Genomic DNA, 22,684 nt, shown 5'->3' on the forward strand with positions numbered 1-22,684 from the left:
ACCCCGCCCGAAACCGGGCGGGGTTTTCCATATCCGGATGGAGAGGTGCAGAATGCGCCATATGCTGGTCCGGGCCATCCTGGCCCTGCTTTTGTCGTCAACCGCCCTGATGCCCGCCGCGAAGGCGCAAGGCACGGGTGGCACTTTCTCATTGCGGGGCAATATGCCTATGTCCTGCGCCATCAGCGTGCAGGACAATAATGTCATCTGGAACCTGACCAGCGGCGAAGGGTCGAAAACGGTCGGGTCGGTGACGGAAAGCTGCAATGCGGGCAATGGCTATTCCATCAGCCTGGCCTCGGCCAATGGCGGCAAGATGAAAAGCGGTGCCAATGAAATCGCCTATTCTGTCGATTACGACAGCAATGCCGGCACCCTGACCAGCCAGATGGTGGTTCAGCGTTCGACGGCGCAGTTCGGCAAGAAATCCGACCTGAAGGTGACGGTGCCGATCTCAACCGAACGCGTCGCCGGCGATTATGCTGACACGATCACCGTAACCATCGCCGCACGGTGAGGCGGGATTATACCGTCAGCAAGGCGGCGGCCACGCGCCGCCCCTCGGCAAGCAGCACATTATAGGTGCGGCAGGCGGCGGGACTGTCCATGACATCCACGACCAATCCCTGCTCCCGCAGCGCCTTGCGCAGTGCCGATGGCAGCAACTGCATGCGGGCACCGGAACCCAGCAGCAGCACATCCGGCTTAGGATCGGCGGCAAGCACGGTCGTGAAATGATCGGCGGTCAGACCGGCGAAGCCGGGCGTATCCCAGGCAACCGTCCGGTCAGGAAAAACGATCACCGCCCCTTCATGCACCACATTCGACACCCGGAAACGGCCAGGGCCATAGGTATCGATGACCTGACGGTCAGCAGGGATGATGGGAGTGATATCGACCATGTCGGGGATATTCCGAAGAGCCCGTCAGAACGGGCCAGGTTGAAATGGCTCCCAGGGAGGGATTCGAACCCCCGACCGGGCGGTTAACAGCCGCCTGCTCTACCTCTGAGCTACCTGGGATCAGGCCATTTCCAACACTGGAACTACTATGGTACGCGTGCCAATCGCACCCCTGAATGAACAGGGCCGGACGCTTTTGGGCATCCGGCCCTGCCGATTGGCTCCCAGGGAGGGATTCGAACCCCCGACCGGGCGGTTAACAGCCGCCTGCTCTACCTCTGAGCTACCTGGGATCAGTGCTCACAACGTGGCGCGTCATCGGCGCCGCATCGTGCGGTGGGCGGGCTTATAGCCAACCCGATCCAGGTTTGTAAACCCCTGTTTCGCGATTTCGCGCATTTTCTTGATCGGGCTGGAAAATCCCTGTGATTCCAGTAGCCTGAACCCATGTCTGACAAGGGGGACACGCATGCGCGACCACGATCCGGACGCCAATCCCTGGCGCACGCTGACCCGCCGCACGGTTTATGAGAATCCCTGGATCCGCGTCGATCATCATGATGTGCTGAAACCCAGCGGCGATCCCGGCATCTATGGTCTGGTGCATTTCCAAAATCATGCCGTCGGCGTGGTCCCGGTGGCGGCGGATGGCGCCACATGGCTGGTGGGACAGTACCGCTTCCCGCTGAACCGCTACAGCTGGGAAATTCCCGAAGGCGGGGTGCCGGCAGGTGAGGACCCGGCCTTGGGTGCCCTGCGCGAGTTGCGGGAGGAAACGGGGCTGACCGCCGCCCGCATTCTCCCCATCATCCCCCGCGTCGCCTTATCCAACAGCGTGTCGGACGAGGAAGGCACGCTCTATGTCGCCTGGGACCTGACGGAAGGTGCGGCAGAGCCCGACGATACCGAACAATTGCGCCTGCGCCGCCTGCCACTGCGCGCGGCGCTGGAGATGGCCCTGTCGGGGGAGATCACCGACAGCCTGTCCATCATGGCGCTTCTGCGCCTGCCATTGCTGCGGGACGCCGCCGACACACCGGCAGACCTGCGAGCAGCACTGGAGAAAGGGTTGAGTGGTCAATGAAAACAAAAAAGCCCGTCACGAGGACGGGCCTTTTTAAATCTGGAGGCACGGCCGGGAATCGAACCCGGATTCACGGATTTGCAGTCCGTTGCATCACCATTCTGCCACCGCGCCATCGGTGCCACCGTCCGGCATCGCCGTCCGGGGTGGGGCCGGTATATAGACGGGTGCCGCCACCAAGGTCAAGGGTTTGGATTAAGAATTCCATCACAGATGTCTGTGGTGCAGGCGCAACATTGTGTTCCGCGGACGGGACGGATATATAGCAGCGTGGGTTGGGCGCTTTCCGGCGGCCGAACCCACCCGCCCTTCCTTTCCCCAGCGCGACAGACACGTCCATGATGGCCACCACCGAATATAGCGCCGCCCGTCTGAACATGGTCGAAGGCCAGATCCGGCCCAACAAGGTGACCGATCAGCGTGTGGTCGATGCCTTCCTGGCGGTTCCGCGCGACCAGTTCGTGCCCGACAGCCTGCGTGGCGTCGCCTATGTCGACAAGAGCATTCCGGTGTCGAAGGGCCGCTACCTGCTGGAACCGATGGTTCTGGCCCGCCTGCTGAACGATGCCAAGATTGAAGCAACCGACATGGTTCTGGATGTGGGCACCGGCACCGGCTATTCCGCCGCCGTGCTGGGCCGCCTCGCCGCCACCGTCGTGGCGCTGGAATCGGACAGCGAACTGGCTGCCTTCGCCAATCAGGCGATGCAGACCCAGGGCGTGGACAACGCCGCCGTCATGCACGGCCCGCTGAATGCAGGCTGGGCAAAGCAGGCCCCCTATAATGTGATCATCCTGGAGGGTGCGGTCGCCGCCGTTCCGGCTTCGCTGCTGGATCAGCTGGCCGAGGGCGGGCGTCTTCTGGCCGTTGTCCTGCCGGAAAGCGGCCAGGGCGTGGCCCGTCTCTATCAGAAGAATGGTGGACAAGTGTCCAGCCGCATCCTGTTCGATGCATCGGCGGCCCTGCTGCCGGGCTTTGAAGCCAAGGCCGATTTCCAGTTCTGATCCAGTATCCGGAGAACTCCTGTGCGCCCCATCACAGACAATGAGCTGACGGTGGAGGATTTGGCGGACAGGCTCCGGGTGGATGACGGGGTTGTCGTGCTGGATGTACGCGAACCCTGGGAAGTGGAACTTTGCCAGATCATGCAAAGCATCCACATTCCGCTCGGGCAATTGCCGTCGGCCGTGGCGGCATTGCCGAAGGATCGTGATATCGCGGTCCTTTGCCACCACGGCATGCGAAGCGCGCACGCCACACAATGGCTGCGCACCCAGGGTTTCGACCGGGCTATCAATCTTGCGGGCGGAATCGACGCTTGGGCCCGGCGTATCGATCCGACCATGAAGGTGTATTGACCATGGACTCCAGCCGTCTGAAGCCGTCCCCGACCAGCCTGATCCTGCGCCGCGTGGCGCGCGCCGCTCTGCCGGCCGTGGCCCTGGCATTCGGACTTGGCCTTTCCCCCGCCAATGCGCAGTCCCTGCAGGACGCGCTGGTACAGGCCTATCAGTCCAACCCCACCCTGGACGCCGCCCGCGCCCAACTGCGCGCCACCGATGAGCTGCTGCCGCAGGCCAAGGCTGGCTACCTGCCGACCATCACCGCCAATGGCAGCGCCAGCCGTAACCTGCAGAAGAACGGCCCGGTTGAGACGTACTGGACCGAAAAGTCCGCAAGCGCCGAAATCATACAGCCGATTTTCCGCGGTGGCCGCACCATGGCCGGCATGAGCCGCGCCGAAGCCCTGATCCAGGCGCAGCGTGCCAGCCTCTTGTCCACCGAACAGTCGGTGCTGCTGGCCGCCGCCCAGGCCTATTCCGATGTGGTCCGCGACGAAGCGGTGTTACAGCTGACCATCAACAACGAGCAGGTGCTGAAGCGTCAGCTGGAAGCGGCCAATGACCGGTTCCGCGTGGGTGAGATCACCCGCACCGACGTCAGCCAGTCCGAGTCGCGTCTGGCCCTGTCGACCTCCAACCGCATCGCCGCCGAAGGTGCCTTGAACGCCAGCCGCGCTACCTTCGCCCGCCTGATCGGTGCCGTGCCGCAGGGCGTGAAGCAGGCAGCCCCCCTGACCGGTCTGCCGGCGTCGCTGGATGCCACCATCGCGTTGGCGGAACAGAACAATCCGCAGGTCCAAGCCGCCAAGTTCTCTGAACGCGCCGCCGATGCCGCTGTCGATCAGGTCGCCGGTGAGTTGCTGCCCACCGTCTCGCTGGTCGGTTCCTACAGCCGTACCTGGGACCGTCCGGGTACCTTGGGCGATCTGGACAATGGCGCCATCATCGCCCGCGTCTCGGTTCCCATCTACGAAGCTGGCGGCACCACCGCCCGTGTGCGCGAAGCCAAGCAGACCGCGTCGCAGCGCCGCATCCAGATCGATGAAGCGGTCCGCAACGCCCGCGAGACCGGCATCCGCGCCTGGGAAGCCCTGAGCACGGCCCGCGCCTCCATCAAGTCGCGTAATGAGCAGGTGCGCGCTGCCAACATCGCCCTGGAAGGCGTGCGTCAGGAAGCGACCGTCGGGTCGCGCACCGTTCTGGATACGTTGGACGCCGAACAGGAACTGCTGAACGCCCAGGTCGAGCTGGTGCGTGCCCAGCGTGACGAGGTTGTGGCCAGCTTCCAGGTGATGGCCGCCACCGGTCAGCTGTCGGTCGGCAGCCTGGGCCTGCCGGTTCAGGTCTATGATGTGGAGGCGCATTACAACAGCGCGTCCAGCAAGATTTGGGGTCTGTCGGCCGATTGATTCGGCGGCATTTGACGCAAATCAGCATCAGCGGGGGAGGCCAAACAGCCTCCCCTTTGCTTTTGGGCCTGCTGCAGGGCCGATTATTCAATCCTGTTAACAAGTTCGTGGAAATTTCTCGCGTTCTGCCCTAGGCTTGCCAACGAATTCGTGGAAGGTCAGGTTACGCGCGAAATGGCCGACAAAGGGTCCTCACAAGAACCATCGATGGAAGAGATCCTCGCTTCCATTCGCAGGATCATTTCAGAAGATGGCGACACGCCAGGGGAAGAGGCAGCGCCACCGCCTCCTCCCCCGCCGCCGCCACCTCCCCCCCCGCCACCGCCGCCACCTCCCCCCCCTCCGCCGCCGCCTCCCCCGCCGCCACCGCCTCCCATGGCGATGATGATGGACGATCCGGAGCCGGAGCCGGATTTCGGCCCGATGGAAGAAGAGCCGCTGGAACTGACCCAGATGGTTCAGGAGGAGCCGGAATATTACAGCCCGCCGCCGCCACCGCGCCGTGCACCGCCACCGGACGATGGCGGCCTGATCTCCGACTATGCCGCCGACGCGGCCAGCCGAGCATTTGCCTCCGGTCTCGCTGGCTATCGCCGTGGCGGCCCGAGCCTGACGGGCGATGGCCCCATCGGTCGCGCCGACGTCACGCTGGAACAGATTGTTTATGAGATCGTGCGTCCCATGATCCGTGAATGGCTGGACGACAACCTGCCCTCCATGGTGGAGCGTATGGTCAAGCGTGAGATTGAGCGGGTAGTACGGCGCGGCCTCGACTGACGCGCTTGCCTGCTTTGACGTGAACAAAAGGGGCGGCGCCTTGCTGGTGCCGCCCCTTTTCCTTTATCTAACCCGATCCCCCTTACCCGGAAGGTCCGGCCATCATGTTGGAAAAGACGTTCTCCCCCGCCGAGGTTGAAGCCAGCCATTACCAGCGTTGGGAGCAGACGGGTGCCTTTGCCGCACACGTCGATTCGAACCAGACGCCCTATACCATCATGATGCCGCCGCCCAACGTAACGGGCAGCCTGCATATGGGCCACGCGCTGACCTTCACCTTGCAGGATATCCTGATCCGCTATCAGCGTATGCGCGGCAAGGATGCCCTGTGGCAGCCCGGTACCGACCATGCCGGCATCGCCACCCAGATGGTGGTGGAACGCAATCTGGCCAAGGAAGGTGTCAGCCGTCAGGCGCTGGGCCGCGAAAAGTTCCTGGAGAAGGTCTGGGAATGGAAGGCGGAATCCGGCGGCACCATCACGACACAGCTGCGTCGCCTGGGCGCCTCCACCGACTGGGCGCGTGAACGCTTCACGATGGATGAGGGCCTGAACAAGGCCGTCCGCAAGGTGTTCGTGGAACTGTACCGCCAGGGCCTGATCTATCGCGACAAGCGTCTGGTCAACTGGGACCCCAAGCTGCACACCGCCATCTCCGACCTGGAGGTCGAGCAGAAGGAGGTGAACGGCAATCTGTGGCACTTCCGCTATCCCATCGACGGGCAGGAAGGCCGCTATATCGTGGTCGCCACCACCCGGCCGGAAACCATGCTTGCCGACACCGCCGTGGCCGTTCATCCTGAGGATGAGCGTTACAAGGACCTGATTGGCAAGTTCGTGCGCCTGCCCCTGGTCGGCCGCCTGATCCCCATCGTGGCGGATGAGTATGCCGATCCGGAGACGGGGTCGGGTGCCGTGAAGATCACGCCCGCCCATGACTTCAACGATTTCGAGGTGGGTAAGCGCCACAAGCTGCCGCTGATCAACCTGCTGGACCGCGATGCCCGTATCGTGCAGGCCTTCGAAGGGTACAAGCCGGACGCCAATGGCCGTCTGGAAGCCTTCAGCGAGCCGGTGCCCGAGTCCTATCGCGGCCTGGATCGGTATGAGGCCCGCAGACAAGTCGTCGCCGATCTTGAGGCGCTGGAGCTGCTGGAACAGATTGTCCCGCACAAGATGACCCAGCCGCATGGCGACCGGTCCGGCGTGGTCATTGAACCCTGGCTGACCGATCAATGGTATTGCGACGCCGCAACGCTGGCCAAGCCGGCCATCGAGGCCGTTGAAACCGGTAAGACCGTGTTTGTCCCGAAGAACTGGGAAAACACCTATTTCGAATGGATGCGCAACATCCAGCCCTGGTGCATCTCGCGTCAGCTCTGGTGGGGTCACCAGATCCCCGCCTGGTATGATGCGGACGGCAATGTCTTCGTGGCGGAGACGGCGGAAGAGGCCCAAGCCCTAGCCGGTGCCGATGTTTCCCTGACCCGTGACAGCGACGTGCTGGATACCTGGTTCTCGTCGGCCCTGTGGCCGTTCAGCACCCTGGGCTGGCCGGAAAAGGTGCCGGAGCTGGATCGCTATTACCCCGGCGACGTGCTGGTCACCGGCTTTGACATCATCTTCTTCTGGGTTGCCCGCATGATGATGATGGGCATCCATTTCATGGGCGATGTGCCGTTCAAGACGGTCTATATCCACGCACTGGTCCGCGATGAGAAGGGCCAGAAGATGTCGAAGTCGAAGGGCAATGTCATCGACCCGCTGGAAGTGATCGACCAGTATGGCTGTGACGCCCTGCGCTTCACCCTGACGGCCATGGCGGCCCAGGGCCGCGACATCAAGCTGGCCGTGAACCGCGTCGAAGGCTATCGCAACTTCGCCACCAAGCTGTGGAACGCTGCCCGCTATGCCGAGATGAATCAGGTGGCGCAGGTGCCGGGCTTTGATCCGGCGGCTGTGAAGCTGACCGTCAATAAATGGATCGTGGGGGCGGTACAGCAGGCGGCGGGCCGTGTCACCGACGCGCTGGACGCCTATAAGTTCAACGAGGCAGCCAATGGCATCTATCAGTTCGCCTGGAACAGCTTCTGCGACTGGTATCTGGAATTCACCAAGCCCATCCTGAATGGTGAGGATGAAGCCGCTAAGGCCGAAACCCGCGCCACCACCGCCTGGGTGCTGGACCGTATTCTGCACCTGTTGCATCCCGTCATGCCCTTCATCACGGAGGAACTGAACGAGAAGCTGGGTGGTGCGGGCCAGACGCTGATCTCCGCCCCCTGGCCCCTGCCCCAGGCGACCTTGGTCGATGCAGCGGCAGGCGATGAGATGGAATGGGTCGTGCGCCTGATTTCCACCATCCGCACCGTCCGGTCGGAAATGAACGTGCCGCCGTCGGCGCAGTTGCCGCTGCTGCTGAAAGGCGCGTCGGAGGTCACGCGTCAGCGTCTGGCCACCCACCGCGACCTAATCCTGCGTCTGGCCCGCCTGTCCGGCGTAGAAACGACCAGCGAAGACGCCGCCAAAGGCTCCGCCCAGGCCATCCTGGACGAAGCCACCCTGATCCTGCCGCTAGCCGACTTCATCGATGTGGAGAAGGAAAAGGCGCGTCTGGCCAAGGAAATCGGCAAGCTGGAACAGGACATCGCGAAGATCGACGCCAAGCTCTCCAACAAGAACTTCGTCGACAAGGCCCCGGAAGAAGTGATCGAAGAACAGCGCGACCGCCGGGCCGAAGCCGACACGGTGCGGGCCAAGCTGGCGGATGCGCTGGCGCGGCTGGGGTGACTTGCGCTGTTTTCGGTTGACCCAAAACAGCTCCGGCCGGCGCTGGAGATGAAGGGTGGAGCGTGTTTCCGGTCGTTGGAGGTAAGCTCTGGAATGAGGGAGGCAGGGGAACCTGCCTCCCTCATTCCAACAGAACCGATGCTGAACTCGGCATTGATCGACACGGTTCAGATTGGGAAGCGATGGGTGATGGTTTCCATATCCAGAATCTGACCTGCCGGATACGTGCTATTCTCCAGAAGCCCTCTCCTTTCGGCTGGCGTTCTAACGATAATAAATCGTGTCTTTCCGTCCTCTTTCAAGACGTCAATGTTCTCTGCCAATGTATCTGACAATCGTTGCACAGATGCTTTCACTGAATGCATACTAAAAGCATGCTTTATGTCATCCAACGTTACTTCAGTATCCAGATTGTAAAAATACACATTATCGCAGGTTTCGTCATTTTTTATCAGTCCAATAACATACATCCACTGCACAACACCAGGAAGTCTACTTGTTGCAACATTGTAATTTTCCAATGGAGACAGGTCAATATTTTTCAACTTAGAAAAAATTTTCATTCTTATATAAATTTCATACACACTTACAAGATCATTAACTGCCAAGTGTGCATTCAGCGCCACTTCCATTCTCCTAAGCTCAAAAGCATCGAGCTTATTGTTGCACACATCCTTAATTTCTCCATCAATGCCGATAGAGGCCCGCGCCATCAACATATTGATCATTTCTTCCATGCCGCCACGCCATTCTGACCAACCGCCTCGACTTTCCTTGACGCTGGCATGGGTTCGCTGATCTGGTGTCTCAAACTCAGTAACCCAACGATAGAATGGCTCACGGAAATATGCAACGTTACCCTGCAGTAATAGGCTCGTCATATCAAAATAGCAGCCATAGCAGAATTTCGTGTTACTAAAAGCCAAATTTGAAACTGTGTTTCTATAAACCATCGCCTCCGGAGGCAAAATCATACTAAGAAAAAATTCCAGTGTCGCAAAAACATTATCCACAGATAAGGTTGTTATTTCTGGAAAATTTTCATTTTCAACTGACAGACATTGCCTTGATATTGTCTTATCACTATAGAATTCAAATGGCGCATATGCAGCGACAAACTTATCATTTATCTGAAGAAACTGAACAACTTTCGAAAGCTGTTCAGGTATCAGTCTGTCGTCGTCAGCCATTACAATCAGAAAATCTCCGGATCCCTGACGAATTGCATTGGAAAAATTCACGACCCCACTGACCAATGTTTCGTTCTTCCTATATTTTACAGGATGGTTTTTCTTAATAAATTCGGCCACGACTTCAGTCGTTCCATCCTCGGATACGTTATCAGATACGCAAACCTCATATTGAAATGGGAAATGTATTTCTTCCAATAGATATCGCAAAGTGCCGCGCAATATCTCTGCCCGTCTGTGGGTAGGAATACAGATGCTCAACGTAGGCCGGGACATAACTGATCCTCACTCGATGAAAATTACGTTCATTGTAATTGCATTTCCTGACGGCACCAATTCCGAATCATTCTCAGGAACAGAAAACCTGTTTTGATTGAGGTGCATCGCGCCTCTTGAGATTTGACAACAGCCAGAGCCGACGTAAATGCCGCTGATCATATGGCCTGTTCATTGGTCTGTGAACCAGAACGGACGGACTGCTGAAATCCCGACCAGAATATGCTATATAAACTCAATCAAAGGGCGGACTCTGCGGCTGCCGCCCGGCGCATCAAGTGAAACACGCCTTGAATTTGTGTTTCACAGCGTTGCACGGACGGTCGCTTCACCACCGCCCGATGGTCGCGGCCCACCCCACGGACAGCGGGCGGCGCACGCTGGGGCGTAGCAGGATCGGGTTCATCAAATCGTACCCGACCGCCGCCATACGGCCCAGGTAATGGTCGGCCAGGGTGGCCGGCAGCAGGGCCGGCAGGGCCGCCTTCGCCACGTCGCGTCGCATCCGGCGGGCATCGGTCAGCAGTGACCGGGCGGCATCGGCCACGGCGGTCGCGACCTTGGACAGGCCCGGTTCGGGCTTGCCATCGAACAGGGACGGTTCCGTCACTCCATGTTCGACCATCAGGGTCAGGGGAAGGCGCGAACGGTGACCGCGCGCCAGAAAGGGTGCGGCGCGCAGGATGCCGGTCAGCGCCCAGGCTGTGCCGACCAGCCGGGCCGCCTCCATCGTCGCCGGATCGCCGGCACCCAATGTCTGACAGGCCAGCCGGGTCAGGGGCGCGCCCGTCACTTGCGCATAGTTGATCAGGCACTCCATGTCGGCTGGTGCCTCATCATCCAGGTCGGCCTCCCGCCCGTCGATCAGAAGGTCGAACTGGGTCCGGTCCAGCCCGTGGCGGAGAATTGCCGTCGCCAGCGGTTCCACCACGTCGTGCCGGCGGGGACGGCCCTCAAAGGCGCCCTCGACGCTCTCCCGCCACCATTGCAGGCGGATCTGGCCCAGGGTCGGCTCCGTCACCACCTCCCGCGTCTTGGCAACCTCATGGTTGAAGGCGTAGAGCGCGAACAAATCCTCCCGCACCCCGGCGGGCGCGAACAGCGCGGTCAGGAAGCGGTCATTGTCATGCTTGCGGACCGCCTCGGCACAGGCGGACAGGGCGGGGGGCGCCATTCTTGCTCAATCCAACAGGGGTGATTGCCGCCTTATAGGCGCTCTGCCCCTGTTCGCAAAGCCCAAGCATCCCATATGGTTGTTCCGACAATTATTCAGGGGTCGAGCAGGTTGACCCGCGCGCGGCGCGGTCGTATCTCTCAACCCCGTGTCCGGTCGTCCCCGCGTCAGGGGCGACACCCACCCCGAGAGAGAACAGGAGCCATCATCATGGCCTTCACCCTGCCGGCACTGACCTATGACACCGCGGCGCTGGAGCCGCATATCGACGCGCTGACCATGGCCACCCACCATGGCAAGCATCACCAGACCTATATCACCAACCTGAACAACGCCCTGGCCGACCACAGCCAGCTGCATGACCTGTCGCTGGAAGACCTGCTGAAGCGTCTGGGCGAGCTGCCGGAAAGCATCCGCACCGCCGTGCGCAACAATGGCGGCGGTCACGCCAACCATTCCATGTTCTGGTCCATCATGGGTCCGAATGGCGGTGGCGACCCGACCGGTGAGGTGGGCTCCGCCATCACCCGCGATTTCGGCAGCTTTGAGGACTTCAAGAAGAAGTTCAACGAGGCCGGGACCAAGCAGTTCGGCTCCGGCTGGGTGTTCGTCACCGCCGATACCGCCGGCAAGCTGGCCATCGTGGCGCAGCCGAACCAGGACACGCCGCTGTTCAACGGCACCCCGGTCCTGTTCGGCAATGACGTCTGGGAACACGCCTACTACCTGAAATATCAGAACCGCCGCGCCGACTATCTGGCCGCCTGGTGGAACACGGTCAATTGGGACGCCGTGAATGCCCGCCTGGACAAGATCAAGGCTGGTTCGGTGATTTAAAACTTTTCATATTCTCTCAGGCACCGGATGGCAGTGCCCTGTGGCTGAGGGAACATGAAACGTAATGCAAACCCCGTCGGCCCAACCGGCGGGGTTTGTCATATCGGGGTCGCGCCCCATTATCGCCACTTCTCCCTGTCGCCATGTCGTGGCAAAGTAGGGTGATGATGATGAAGAGCGCCGGGACCCATGGCTGAATTCCGCCTGTCAGCACAGAACCCCGCCCAACCGGGCGATCCTGCCGCCCGCAAGGGCGCGGAGGCGGAGAATTTTCCCGTCGCTTCCCGGCTGATCCCGGCCCCCTATCGTCCGCATGTCATGGCCTTCTATGCCTTCGCGCGGCTGGCCGATGATATTGCCGACGACCCGCATGTCGAACCCGACATGAAGATCGCACAGTTGGACGCGCTGGAACGCGCGCTGGTCAGCGGCATCGGCAACCAGCCCTGGCTGGCCCCGGCCCTGACCCTAAAGGCTACGCAGACCGCGACCGGCGTGTCGGGTCTGCATGCCCGGCAGCTGCTGCAGGCCTTTCGTCGGGATGCCACGGGCAGCCATTGCAAGACCTGGCAGGACCTTGTCCTTTATTGCCGTTACTCCGCCAACCCCGTGGGCCGGTTCCTGCTGGAACTGCATGGGGAGGGGATCAACGCGGCCCCACCATCGGATGCGCTTTGCACTGCCTTGCAGATCCTGAACCATATTCAGGATTGTCGGCATGACTGGGTGGAGCTTGGCCGCTGCTACCTGCCCACATCCTGGTTCAAAGAAGCGGGTGGGTCGGTCGAACATCTGGTGGAGACGGAGGCGACGCCGCCGGTACGCGTCGTCATCGACCGGACGCTGGACAATGTCGATTCGCTGCTGCGCCGGGCCAGCGCCCTGCCCCGCCTGATCGCCAATCCCGGCCTGCGCATGGAATCGGCAGTGATCATTGAGATGGCAGTGGCCCTGTCGAAGCAGCTGCGCCGCCGCGACCCGCTGGCCGGCAAGGTGCAGTTGTCGGCATTCAGCCGGATCGGCGCGGTGCTGTTGGGCGTGCTGCGCGGCATGTCGCGCCGTCCACCACGCCTGTCGCCGGAAAGCGGACTGGCCAAGGCCGGAAGCTGCGGCACCTCCACCTTCTACTGGCCACTGCGCCTGCTGGGACAGCGCAAGCGCCGGGCCATGTTCGCCATTTATGGCTTCTGCCGTGCCGTGGACGACATTGCCGACGGCAAGGAGAATAACGAGGTCAAGCGCGGTGCCCTGACCGACTGGCAGCGCCGCATCGACGCCATGTATGGCATGCCGGGTGCCGGCCGCCACCATGGGCGTCTGCGGGATCTGGCCTCCGCCGTCCGCCGCTACAACCTGCCACAGGCGGAATTTCAGGCGGTGATCGACGGCATGATGATGGACGTGGACGGCCCCATCCGCGCCCCGTCGCTGGGCATGCTGGCGCAATATTGCCGGCGCGTGGCGGGGGCCGTGGGCCTATTGTCCGTCCGTGTCTTCGGCAAGGGCGATGCCAGCGCCGATGCCTTCGCGCTCGCTCTCGGCGAGGCGTTGCAGCTCACCAACATCCTGCGGGATGTGGAGGAAGATGCACGCGATGGCCGCTGCTACCTGCCGGAAGAGATGCTGGAGGATGCGGGCGTCGATATCTATGCGGTGCAGTCCGACCCCGTCGCGGTACTGACCGATCCGGCCCTGCCGCAGGTCTGTGAGGCGTTGGCGGCACGCGCCGAGGCCGCGTTCCATCAGGCCAACAGCCTGTTGAAGCAGCCGCATCGCAAGCTGTGGCCGGCGGCCGCCATGATGGTGCTGTATCACCGCATCCTGTTGCGCCTGCGTCTGCGTGGCTGGTCACCCGACGTCCTGTCCCGCCGTCCGCGCCTGGGCCGCTGGGAAAAAATCAGCGTGGCGCTATCCTGCGCCCTGGGTCGCGCACCCCGCCTGTGACGGGCACCGTCCATATCGTCGGGGCCGGCCTGTCGGGCCTGGCCTGCGCCACCGCGCTGGCGGCGGCGGGCCATTCCGTCACCCTTTATGAAGCCACCGACCATGCCGGCGGTCGCTGCCGCTCCTGGCATGACAGCGTGCTGGACCGGACCATCGATAATGGCAATCACCTGATCCTGGGTGCCAACACCGAATGTTTCGCCTATCTGGACCGAATTGGCGGGCGGACGGGCCTGATAACGGTCGATCCGGTTACCCTGCCCTTTCTGGATCTGCGCGATGGCCGGTCCTGGTCCCTGCGTCCAGATAACGGCATCCTGCCCCTGTGGCTGACCGATTCTGCACGGCGGGTGCCCGACAGTGGCCTGTTGGCCTATCTGCCGGCACTCAAGCTGGCCTTCGCCAACCCGGATGCACGGGTAGCGGATGTGCTGCCGGAAGGGCGGGCGTTAACGGACCGGCTGTGGAAGCCGCTTGCCGTCAGTATCCTGAACACGCCCTATGAGTCCGGGTCGGCCCGTCTGCTCTGGTCCGTCTTCCGCCGCACCCTGCTGCGCGGGGCAGACGCCTGCCGACCCTGGATCGCAGGGCCGGACGGGCTGTCGGCGGCATTCGTCGATCCGGCCCTGGCCTTTCTGGACAGATCGGGGGCAAGGGTTCGGTTCGGTACCCGCCTGAAAGGAATGGAACGTGCGGCGGATGGTCGGGCGGTGCTGCTGGATCTCGGGTTGGATCGGGTGGCCCTGAAGGCCGGCGACAGCGTGGTCCTGGCGCTGCCCCCTGACACGGTATCACGCCTGCTGCCCGACCTGCCGGTGCCCAACCGGTTCCATGCCATCGTGAACGCCCATTACCGGCTGGACGCCCCCGCCACCCTGCCGGGCGGCCTTCCCCTGGTCGGGTTGGTGGGTGGGGTGGCGGAATGGCTGTTCCTGCGCGATGATGTCCTGTCCGTGACCATCAGCGCCGCCGACGCCCTGATCGACAGCGACGCGGATGCGCTGTTGCGGCTGATCTGGCGCGATGTGGCGGCGGCCATCGGGCGTGATCCCGACCGCCCGGCACCGGGCCGCATCGTGAAGGAAAAGCGCGCCACCTTCGCCGCCGCCCCCGACCAGGAACGCCGACGCCCAGCGTCGCAGGTGGCGCAGAATCTGTATCTGGCCGGCGACTGGACCAACACCGGCCTGCCCGCCACCATTGAAGGCGCGGTACAGTCAGGACATCGGGCGGCCAGCCTTATTCATCAAAACGCAGCCCGTCGGCTTTAACCGCCTTGTCATAAGCGTCAGCCTTCACAGGACCCCAGCTGTCGGCGGCAAAGGCCCAGGTGCCATCCGGGCGCTTCACCGGCATGGTGATGAACGTGCCCGCCATAACCTGCGCCGGTTTGCCCTTTGGCGTAACCGTCAGTTTAAAATGGCCGATATCGGCGGCGGCATCATCGCCCTGTCTGGTGCGCTTCACGATGCGAAAGCGGATATCCAGTGTATCTCCGCTGACCTTTGCGGCATCGAACATCTGCTTGAAGCCGCCCATGACATCCGCACGGCCCGCCTGCCATTGCGCGTCACCGGGACCGGCCTGCAAGTAACTGACATCCTGGGTATAAATGCGCTCCATCGCGCCGACATCCAGCGCCTTATAGGCCGCACTCATGTCGCCATAGATGCGGTTGATCGCGGCGTCATCGGCCCGGGCCGGAACCGCCATGACGATACTGGCCACAAGGGCAGCGGCGGCAAAACGCATGTCATCGACCTCGTTCGGTTCAACGAAAACGGGCGGCATGATGCCGCCCGCGCGTTTCCCGTGGATGTCGAAATGGTTAATGGCCGGTAACGTCAGGGCTTGCCCTTCACCACATCCCCGCCCTTGACCACCACATCGACCTTTTCCAGGACCGAGATATCGGCCAGCGGATCACCCTTCACCGCGATCAGGTCGCCATAGCGGCCCACGGCCAGGGCGCCGACATCGGCGGACGCGCCTAGCGCGTCGGCGGCATTGACGGTGGCGGCCTGGATAGCCTGCATCGGCGTCATACCGAACTGCACCATGCGGCTGAACTGCTTGCCATTGTCGCCATGGGGATAGACGCCGGCATCGGAGCCGAAAACCATCTTCACCCCGGCCTTGACGGCGCGGGTGAAGCTTTCCCGCTGGGTCTTGCCGACCACCCGTTCCTTGGCCAAGCTTTCGGGCAGGAAGCCCGCCGCCTCTCCCGCCGACAGGATATATTCGGTGTTATAGATATCCATCGACAGGTAGGTGCCGCGCTCCTTGGCCAGCTTGATGCCTTCATCATCGATGAAGCTTGCATGCTCGATTGTGTCCACGCCAGCACGGATGGCGGCCTTGATGCCGGCGGTGCCGTGAGCATGGGCGGCCACCTTCAGGCCCAGGCGCTTGGCCTCCGCCACGATGGCGTCCATCTCTTCCTGCGCCAGCTGTTGCGCGCCTACCTGCGTGCCCTTGGACAACACACCGCCGGTGGCGCAGATCTTGATCAGGTCGGCACCGTATTTCTTCACCTCCCGCACCTTCTTGACCACGCCCCAGGGGCCGTCAGCGGCACCCTGGCTGTGCGCATCATATTCGGGCGGCAGCAGGTTATTGTCGCAATGCCCACCCGTAGCGCCAATGGAAGGGCCGGAGACATAGAGGCGCGGGCCGTTCAACCGGTTGGCCGCCAGGGCACGGCGCAGGGCGACGTCGGAAAAACCGGCCGCGCCCAGATTGCGCGCCGTGGTAAAGCCGGCCATCAGGGTCTTTTCGGCATGGATGACGCCATTGATGGTTTCATCCCCCGTCGATTCCGCCAGCCCTTCATAGCCGTGCATGTCATGCCGGCCCGTCAGATGCACATGCATGTCGATCAGGCCGGGCAGGATGGTCATGCCCGTCAGGTCCAGCCGTTCCGCCCCCGCCGGCACCGTCACCGACCCTTGTGTCCCCAGCGCCGTGATACGGCCATCAGTAATGACAAGGGCCGGCTTCTCCACCGTTTTTCCCGACACGACATCGACCATGCGGTCGGCCTGGACATAGGTGGTCCCGGCCTGTGCAGACAGGGCCGTGGCGGACAGCAGGATGGCGGCGAGCGTCTTTTTAATGGTGGCAAGCGACGGCATGGAACCCTCTGAATTGCTGTTTTGCCAACAGAGGTACCATGCGGATGCCGAAAAGATAAGCAGGGCTGAGGGGACGATGGGCTTACTCAGCCGCTGCCCCATGGGGTTGCCCAAGTGACGGCTGTCCGCGCAACATGCCGGCCAGGGACAAATCCTCGTCAATATCCGGCCAACTGACCCCGAGACCTGCCGAGACAATTTCCCAGCGTTGCCGTTCCAAATCAGTTGCATTGTGCAACCGGGGATACCACGACAATGGGGTCGACAGCACACGACCGTCGTCCAGATGAACAGTCAGGAGGTCCTGTGTCACCACCACATCGATAATGGACGGGTCATGCATGGCTCAGTATCCAAAATGCCTGTACCAGGATTCTAAGCAGATTGAGGCGTTGTCCGCCACCAGTTTAAGCACAAGTTGCTGTTCATGACCGGCATATCCGCGGACCATCGATATCGATGGCTGTGGCAGCAGCCAGATTTTGGCCGTGCATCCCGGACGATCCACATGGACATGGGGCGGTTCCCCATTCTCGTTACTGAAGAAGCGGATCGTGTAGGGACCAGAGCGGAAGACGACAGGCACGGTGCATCCCTGAACACAACAGGCGATGCTACTTATATGTTATTTCATTGAAGTTCTTCAATCGATGATGCCGGACGGCGGCAGCAGCCCACCGCCGTCCGGTCTCACACCTTACTCCGCCGCCACGCGGGTACGCGGCTGCCCATCACGGACGGCCTTCAGGGTTTCCGCGATCAGGAAGGCCAGTTCCAGCGACTGGCTGGCATTCAGGCGCGGGTCGCAGGCGGTGTGGTAGCGCAGGGCCAAGGCATGATCGGTGATGGCCTGGGCACCGCCGGTGCATTCCGTCACGTCCTGGCCGGTCATTTCGAAATGCACACCGCCGGGATGCGCACCTTCGGACCGGATGACCTCCATGAAGCCCCGGACCTCGCCCAGGACGCGGTCGAACGGCCGCGTCTTGAAACCAGTGGAGGACTTGACGGTATTGCCATGCATCGGGTCGCAGGACCAGACCACGGTGCGACCCTCGCGCTGTACCTTGCGGACCAGCGGTGCCAGCTTATCCGCGACCTTGTCCGACCCCATGCGCACGATCAGGGTCAGACGACCAGCCTCGTCCGCCGGGTTCAGGATATCGATCAGACGCAGCAGATCATCCGGGTCCATTGTCGGGCCGCATTTCAGGCCGATGGGGTTCTTCACCCCGCGCAGGAATTCCACATGCGCGCCGTCATGCTGGCGCGTGCGGTCGCCAATCCACAGCATATGGGCCGAGACGTCGTACCAATCGCCACTGGTGCTGTCGATGCGGGTCAGCGCCTGCTCATAGGGCAGCAGCAGTGCCTCATGGCTGGTGAACAGCTCAGTCTCGCGGATCTGCGGCGTCGTCTCCCCCGTGATGCCGCAGGCGGCCATGAAGGACAGCGTCTCATCCAGGCGGTTGGCAAGGTCCTGATAACGCTCGCCCTGCGGGCTCTTCTCAACAAAGCCCAGGTTCCACTGATGCACCTTGTGCAGGTCGGCATAACCGCCCTGGGCGAAGGCGCGCAGCAGGTTCAGGGTGCTGGCCGACTGGTTGTAGGCCTGGACCATGCGGTCAGGATCGGGGATACGGGCGTCGGGCGTGAAATCGAAGCCGTTGATGATGTCGCCGCGGTAGCTGGGCAGTTCGACGCCGTCAATCACCTCGGTATCGGCCGACCGCGGCTTGGCGAACTGCCCGGCCAGACGGCCCACCTTCACGACCGGCGTGGCGGCACCAAAGGTCAGCACGACCGCCATCTGCAGCAGAACGCGGAACGTATCGCGGATATTGTTGGGATGGAACTCGGCAAAGCTTTCGGCGCAATCGCCACCCTGCAGCAGGAATGCCTCTCCCCGCGCCACTTTGCCCAGATGATCCTTCAGCCGTCGCGCCTCGCCCGCAAAAACCAGCGGCGGATAGGCCGCCAGCTTGGCTTCGACGGCCTTCAACCGGGTTTCGTCGGGATAAGACGGGACCTGCCGGATCGGCTTGGCGCGCCAGCTGTCAGGCGTCCAGCGCCCAGCGGTCCACACCTTCTGCGTATCCGTCGACATGTCCTGCTCATCCTTCTACTGCCATCGCCGCACCGGCCTCTTCCCGGCGGCGGGATGTGCATATGGGTTACCCAGCATCGGATTTCACCGGTGGGTCGAACTTTGTAAGCGGAGAGCGTGGGTATTTTCCAGTCCAAACGACCTGCATTTTGCGCAATGTTCGTGCGCAAATAGGCCGCGCGGGCCGGCAAACCCTTGCCTATACTCACCCCCATCAATCCGCAGACAGAACAGGACCCGCCCATGACGGCCGATGCAGCGACCCAGGAGCAGAAGAAGGCCCCCATCGGCTGGCGGCAGGTACTGCGCTCGCTGGGACAGCGCAAGGTGCTGGTCATGCTGTTGCTGGGCTTCTCCTCCGGCCTGCCCTTTCTGCTGACGGGCAATACGCTGGGCTTCTGGCTGCGGGAAGGTGGGGCCGATCTGGCGACCATCGGCTTCCTGTCCTGGGTCGGACTGGCCTATTCGCTGAAGATGCTGTGGGCGCCCCTGGTGGACCGGCTGGACGCGCCGATCCTGGGGCGGCTTGGTCGGCGGCGCGGCTGGATGGTGCTGTCGCAATTGCTGATCGGGGCCGGTCTGTTCGGCATGGCCGCCGTGGGGCCGGACGGGGGCGACCTGTGGAAACTGGGGGCCTTTGCCCTGCTGGCGGCATTCGCATCCGCCACGCAGGATATCGTGGTTGATGCCTGGCGCATTGAGAGTGCGGAGGATGGAGCAGAACAGGGCCTGCTGTCCGCTGCCTATCAGACCGGGTACAGGGCCGCCATGCTGGCCACCGACAGCCTGATCCTGCTGCTGGCCGCCGGGATCGGCTGGCAATCCTCCTACGGCGTAGCCGGTGCCGTCATGGCGGTGGGGATCGTCGCCACGCTGATGGCGACGGAGCCGATGCGGCACGCGCCGACAGGCGGGATGGCGTCGGCCCCGCTCTGGACGCCGGCAGGCCTGTTCGACGCTATTGTCGGGCCGCTGCTCAGCTTCCTGCGCACCTATGGAGCGCTATCGGTGCTGATGCTGCTGGTCGTCATGACCTTCCGGCTGGGCGATTTCATGATTGGGCCCATGATCAACCCGTTCTATGTCGATCTGGGCCTGACGAAGGAAGTGGTGGGAACCGTTCGCGCCTCGGTGGGGCTCTGGGCCTCCATTGCCGGCATCGCGCTGGGTGGCATCGCGTCGGTCCGACTGGGGTTTCGGCGGACCTTGATCTTGGGCGCGGTCCTGGGCCCCTTCTCCAACCTCGCCTTCTCTGTCATGGCGCTCAGCGGGCCGGATATCGGTGTGTTCACTGCGGCCATCATCGTGGACAATATCGCCACGGGCTTTGCCGGCGTGGCGCTGACCGCCTACATGTCCAGCCTGACCAGCCTCGGCTATACCGCCACACAATATGCGCTTCTGTCCTCGCTCTATACCGTGCTGGGCAAGGTGCTGAAGGGTTTTTCAGGTCAGATGGTGCAGGGGCTGGAGCCGATTGCCGGACAGATGGGGGCCTACGCCCTGTTCTTTGCTGGTACCGCCGCCATCGGTATTCCCGTCGTCGCCCTCTGCCTGTTCCTGGACCGCGCCGCCAGCCGGCAACGTAAGGCGTGACTGACCGGGTGGAGACAGTCTCCACCCGGTTCCAACCGGTCAGAAGCCGCAGGGACAGCTACACATCGGCGGGTTGGTGCCACCGCCACCGGGGTTGCTGCCACCACCGCCGGGGTTCGTGCCGCCGCCACCAGGATTGGTGCCGCCACCGCCGGGGTTTGTACCACCGCCACCAGGATTGGTGCCGCCGCCGCCGGGGTTCGTGCCACCGCCGGGGTTCGTGCCACCGCCACCAGGATTGGTGCCGCCACCGCCGGGGTTTGTACCACCGCCACCAGGATTGGTGCCGCCACCGCCGGGGTTCGTTCCGCCGCCACCGGGATTGGTGCCACCACCACCAGGATTGGTGCCGCCACCGCCGGGGTTCGTGCCACCGCCACCGGGATTGGTGCCACCACCGCCGGGGTTCGTGCCACCGCCACCAGGATTGGTGCCGCCACCGCCGGGGTTCGTACCGCCGCCACCACCGGGATTGGTGCCGCCACCACCTGGGTTGGTGCCACCGCCACCCGGATTGGTGCCGCCGCCACCCGGATTGGTGCCGCCGCCGCCAGGGTTCGTGCCACCGCCACCGGGCAAAGTCCCACCGCCGCCCGGCAATGTGCCTCCGCCGCCTGGTAATGTACCACCCCCACCCGGCAATGTGCCGCCACCGCCCGGATTGGTGCCGCCACCGCCGGGGTTAGTCCCGCCGCCGGGATCGGTGCCACCACCGCCAGGGTTCGTTCCGCCGCCACCAGGATCAGTGCCACCACCGCCGGGATTTGTGCCGGGCACCCGCCCACCGCCGCTGGTGCCGGCAATGATGCCACCGCCAACACCAGCCGCCACACCGGCGACCACGCCAGGGGCAATGGCACCGGCACCGACGCCGGCACCCGCCGCCGTGGCACCCGTGGCACCACCTGCACCCCCGCCCCCGCCACCAAAGGTGGATGTAGCACCGCGATCGTCCTGGGGCACCACCTCCGCCACTTGCTGATCCTCGCTGGAGCGCGAGTTGATATTGGTCAGCGTGTCGTCGCCCAACGCCACGACGGTCCGGCTTCCCGGATTGATCACTTCGCCGCCGACCAGTTGGATCTGCGTATGCAGGCCGGTGGCAACACTTATGGCCGTCGCGATGGCCCCCAGGTTCAGGGGCTGGTTGGCATAGATAACAGGGTTTTCGACCATGGCGGCCAGCACCACCCGACCGCGCACAATGCTTTCCATGACGTTGACGACAACGCGAACCTTTGCCGCCGTCATCGCGGTGGCTGTCACCCCCTGTGGTCCGGGAACCGTCACGCGCAGATTGCTGATTTCCAGCTCGGGCGGAAAGCCGCTCACCGATTCCGGCAGGGCCTGCACCCGCATGCCACGGAGGTTGCCATTATTCATGCTGGCCAGAACCTTTTCGGCCCGTCCTGGTATGTCAAAGGCAAAGGGCGCCAGCAGCACCAGCAGGGTGAGAATCACGCTGGTATAAAGCACGAAGCGAAAGAACCAGCGAAGCGGGGTCAGCACGAGGCGCAACATGGCGGATAACCGGCACGGGTTGGCGGGTGGCGCATCCTACAGCGGCATAACCCCCAAAGTCTTGTGGTCGATTGACAAACCCACCACCAAACTTGGACAGGGTGGACAGGAATATCGATGCAACGCATCCTGCACCCTGTGAAGCCGCCGACAGGTCCCCTACCCTATGCCATCGCCCCCAACGCCACAGCTGTTCGTTTTCCGCTGGCGCAACGATGCCGGCAAAGAGACGGAGCTGTCCTGTTGGGCCATCAATGAACGCGAGGCCGAATTATCGGCACTGCGCGCCGGTTGGCCAGGCCATGACGGGTCACGCATGGGCCGCTACCGGGCGCAGTTGAAACGGCACCTGCTTTATGACGAAGATTTTTGAAAACAGATATTGACAGGCTGGGCGCAGTTTCATAAATAGCGGCTCCCGTTCGGGACCACCCGGACGGACGAGTTTCGGCACCGTAGCTCAGCGGTAGAGCAGGGGACTCATAAGCCCTTGGTCGCGTGTTCAAATCACGCCGGTGCCACCATCTAAAACCCCGCTGGAGATACCTCCGGCGGGGTTTTCGCTTTTCCGGGCCTGGATGATACGATCCGCTTTCCGCTT

At 62.7% G+C, this 22,684-nt stretch carries 22 protein-coding genes and 4 tRNA genes; 13 read left to right on the top strand and 13 right to left on the bottom strand.

The features are described 5' to 3' along the window. Window positions 1–52: 52 nt before the first annotated feature. Window positions 53–517 (top strand): spore coat protein U domain-containing protein, encoded by a 465-nt coding sequence (locus ABC729_RS05975; RefSeq protein ID WP_495606724.1) that lies wholly within the window; start codon window positions 53–55, stop codon window positions 515–517. A 7-nt stretch (window positions 518–524) separates the two neighbouring features. On the opposite strand, the gene ABC729_RS05980 is transcribed toward ABC729_RS05975, so the two are convergent. The 3 genes from ABC729_RS05980 to ABC729_RS05990 form a co-directional block, all read right to left on the bottom strand. Then, a complete protein-coding gene (locus ABC729_RS05980; RefSeq protein ID WP_495606725.1) occupies window positions 525–902 on the bottom strand; it encodes an Mth938-like domain-containing protein in 378 nt (125 codons plus the stop codon). Window positions 903–947: 45 nt separating this feature from the next. Then, window positions 948–1,022, bottom strand: a tRNA-Asn gene (locus tag ABC729_RS05985). A gap of 98 nt (window positions 1,023–1,120) precedes the next feature. Continuing rightward, window positions 1,121–1,195, bottom strand: a tRNA-Asn gene (locus ABC729_RS05990). A gap of 176 nt (window positions 1,196–1,371) precedes the next feature. Between ABC729_RS05990 and ABC729_RS05995 the strand changes: the two genes are divergently transcribed. Next, window positions 1,372–1,986 carry an NUDIX domain-containing protein gene (locus tag ABC729_RS05995; protein WP_495606726.1) on the top strand — a complete coding sequence of 205 codons (615 nt, stop codon included), beginning with the start codon at window positions 1,372–1,374 and terminating at the stop codon, window positions 1,984–1,986. 40 nt (window positions 1,987–2,026) lie between these two features. Here ABC729_RS05995 and ABC729_RS06000 read toward each other — a convergent pair. Then, window positions 2,027–2,100 (bottom strand) — tRNA-Cys (locus ABC729_RS06000). A 224-nt stretch (window positions 2,101–2,324) separates the two neighbouring features. Between ABC729_RS06000 and ABC729_RS06005 the strand changes: the two genes are divergently transcribed. Genes ABC729_RS06005 through ABC729_RS06015 form a run of 3 tightly spaced genes read left to right on the top strand, consistent with a single transcriptional unit; the run spans window position 2,325 to window position 4,738 of the window. Continuing rightward, window positions 2,325–2,990 carry a protein-L-isoaspartate O-methyltransferase family protein gene (locus tag ABC729_RS06005; protein ID WP_495606727.1) on the top strand — a complete coding sequence of 222 codons (666 nt, stop codon included), beginning with the start codon at window positions 2,325–2,327 and terminating at the stop codon, window positions 2,988–2,990. A gap of 21 nt (window positions 2,991–3,011) precedes the next feature. Beyond that, window positions 3,012–3,344, top strand: coding sequence for a rhodanese-like domain-containing protein (locus ABC729_RS06010; RefSeq protein ID WP_495606728.1), 333 nt, complete (start codon window positions 3,012–3,014; stop codon window positions 3,342–3,344). Between the two features lie 2 nt (window positions 3,345–3,346). Then, complete coding sequence (locus ABC729_RS06015; RefSeq protein WP_495606729.1) at window positions 3,347–4,738, top strand: TolC family outer membrane protein; 1,392 nt, start codon at window positions 3,347–3,349, stop codon at window positions 4,736–4,738. Window positions 4,739–4,976: 238 nt separating this feature from the next. On the opposite strand, the gene ABC729_RS06020 is transcribed toward ABC729_RS06015, so the two are convergent. Beyond that, window positions 4,977–5,105: a hypothetical protein gene (locus ABC729_RS06020; RefSeq protein WP_495606730.1), complete on the bottom strand. Its 129-nt coding sequence runs from the start codon at window positions 5,103–5,105 to the stop codon at window positions 4,977–4,979. An 8-nt stretch (window positions 5,106–5,113) separates the two neighbouring features. On the opposite strand from ABC729_RS06020, the gene ABC729_RS06025 reads away from it, so the two are divergent. Together ABC729_RS06025 and ABC729_RS06030 are read left to right on the top strand one after the other, a co-directional pair. Beyond that, window positions 5,114–5,515, top strand: a complete 402-nt coding sequence (locus ABC729_RS06025; RefSeq protein WP_495606731.1) for a DUF2497 domain-containing protein — start codon at window positions 5,114–5,116, stop codon at window positions 5,513–5,515. A 104-nt stretch (window positions 5,516–5,619) separates the two neighbouring features. Then, window positions 5,620–8,304, top strand: coding sequence for a valine--tRNA ligase (locus tag ABC729_RS06030; RefSeq protein WP_495606732.1), 2,685 nt, complete (start codon window positions 5,620–5,622; stop codon window positions 8,302–8,304). A gap of 167 nt (window positions 8,305–8,471) precedes the next feature. On the opposite strand, the gene ABC729_RS06035 is transcribed toward ABC729_RS06030, so the two are convergent. Next, window positions 8,472–9,770, bottom strand: coding sequence for a glycosyltransferase family 2 protein (locus tag ABC729_RS06035; RefSeq protein WP_495606733.1), 1,299 nt, complete (start codon window positions 9,768–9,770; stop codon window positions 8,472–8,474). A gap of 328 nt (window positions 9,771–10,098) precedes the next feature. Then, window positions 10,099–10,944 carry a phytoene/squalene synthase family protein gene (locus ABC729_RS06040; protein WP_495606734.1) on the bottom strand — a complete coding sequence of 282 codons (846 nt, stop codon included), beginning with the start codon at window positions 10,942–10,944 and terminating at the stop codon, window positions 10,099–10,101. Window positions 10,945–11,154: 210 nt separating this feature from the next. On the opposite strand from ABC729_RS06040, the gene ABC729_RS06045 reads away from it, so the two are divergent. The 3 genes from ABC729_RS06045 (at window position 11,155) to hpnE (ending at window position 14,996) form a co-directional block, all read left to right on the top strand. Next, entirely contained in the window at window positions 11,155–11,781 is a 627-nt protein-coding gene (locus tag ABC729_RS06045) for a superoxide dismutase (protein WP_495606735.1), read from the top strand. Window positions 11,782–11,970: 189 nt separating this feature from the next. Continuing rightward, entirely contained in the window at window positions 11,971–13,725 is a 1,755-nt protein-coding gene (locus tag ABC729_RS06050; RefSeq protein WP_495606736.1) for a squalene/phytoene synthase family protein, read from the top strand. Further along, window positions 13,722–14,996: a hydroxysqualene dehydroxylase HpnE gene (gene hpnE, locus ABC729_RS06055; protein WP_495606737.1), complete on the top strand. Its 1,275-nt coding sequence runs from the start codon at window positions 13,722–13,724 to the stop codon at window positions 14,994–14,996. Before ABC729_RS06050 ends, hpnE begins: the two co-directional genes overlap by 4 nt. On the opposite strand, the gene ABC729_RS06060 is transcribed toward hpnE, so the two are convergent. From ABC729_RS06060 to ABC729_RS06080, 5 genes are all read right to left on the bottom strand, one after another. Beyond that, a complete protein-coding gene (locus ABC729_RS06060) occupies window positions 14,965–15,516 on the bottom strand; it encodes a YybH family protein (protein ID WP_495606738.1) in 552 nt (183 codons plus the stop codon). The genes hpnE and ABC729_RS06060 overlap by 32 nt on opposite strands. A gap of 53 nt (window positions 15,517–15,569) precedes the next feature. Next, window positions 15,570–16,859: a Xaa-Pro dipeptidase gene (locus tag ABC729_RS06065; RefSeq protein WP_495606739.1), complete on the bottom strand. Its 1,290-nt coding sequence runs from the start codon at window positions 16,857–16,859 to the stop codon at window positions 15,570–15,572. 82 nt (window positions 16,860–16,941) lie between these two features. Then, window positions 16,942–17,202 (bottom strand): DUF2442 domain-containing protein, encoded by a 261-nt coding sequence (locus tag ABC729_RS06070; RefSeq protein ID WP_495606740.1) that lies wholly within the window; start codon window positions 17,200–17,202, stop codon window positions 16,942–16,944. 3 nt (window positions 17,203–17,205) lie between these two features. Next, the gene (locus tag ABC729_RS06075; protein WP_495606741.1) at window positions 17,206–17,445 is read right to left on the bottom strand and encodes a DUF4160 domain-containing protein; all 240 of its coding nucleotides are present in this window, start codon (window positions 17,443–17,445) and stop codon (window positions 17,206–17,208) included. A gap of 111 nt (window positions 17,446–17,556) precedes the next feature. Further along, window positions 17,557–18,966 (bottom strand): class II 3-deoxy-7-phosphoheptulonate synthase, encoded by a 1,410-nt coding sequence (locus ABC729_RS06080; RefSeq protein WP_495606742.1) that lies wholly within the window; start codon window positions 18,964–18,966, stop codon window positions 17,557–17,559. Window positions 18,967–19,209: 243 nt separating this feature from the next. Here ABC729_RS06080 and ABC729_RS06085 point away from each other — a divergent pair, with 243 nt between their 5' ends. Then, window positions 19,210–20,562 (top strand): AmpG family muropeptide MFS transporter, encoded by a 1,353-nt coding sequence (locus tag ABC729_RS06085; protein ID WP_495606743.1) that lies wholly within the window; start codon window positions 19,210–19,212, stop codon window positions 20,560–20,562. Between the two features lie 39 nt (window positions 20,563–20,601). Here the strand turns inward: ABC729_RS06085 and ABC729_RS06090 are convergent, their stop codons facing one another. Beyond that, window positions 20,602–22,083 (bottom strand): hypothetical protein, encoded by a 1,482-nt coding sequence (locus tag ABC729_RS06090; protein ID WP_495606744.1) that lies wholly within the window; start codon window positions 22,081–22,083, stop codon window positions 20,602–20,604. Between the two features lie 166 nt (window positions 22,084–22,249). Between ABC729_RS06090 and ABC729_RS06095 the strand changes: the two genes are divergently transcribed. Together ABC729_RS06095 and ABC729_RS06100 are read left to right on the top strand one after the other, a co-directional pair. Further along, a complete protein-coding gene (locus ABC729_RS06095; RefSeq protein ID WP_495606745.1) occupies window positions 22,250–22,456 on the top strand; it encodes a hypothetical protein in 207 nt (68 codons plus the stop codon). A gap of 76 nt (window positions 22,457–22,532) precedes the next feature. Beyond that, a tRNA-Met gene (locus tag ABC729_RS06100) sits at window positions 22,533–22,607 on the top strand. Window positions 22,608–22,684: the final 77 nt, after the last annotated feature.

This window comes from Niveispirillum sp. CC-CTL257 (genome assembly GCF_059489915.1).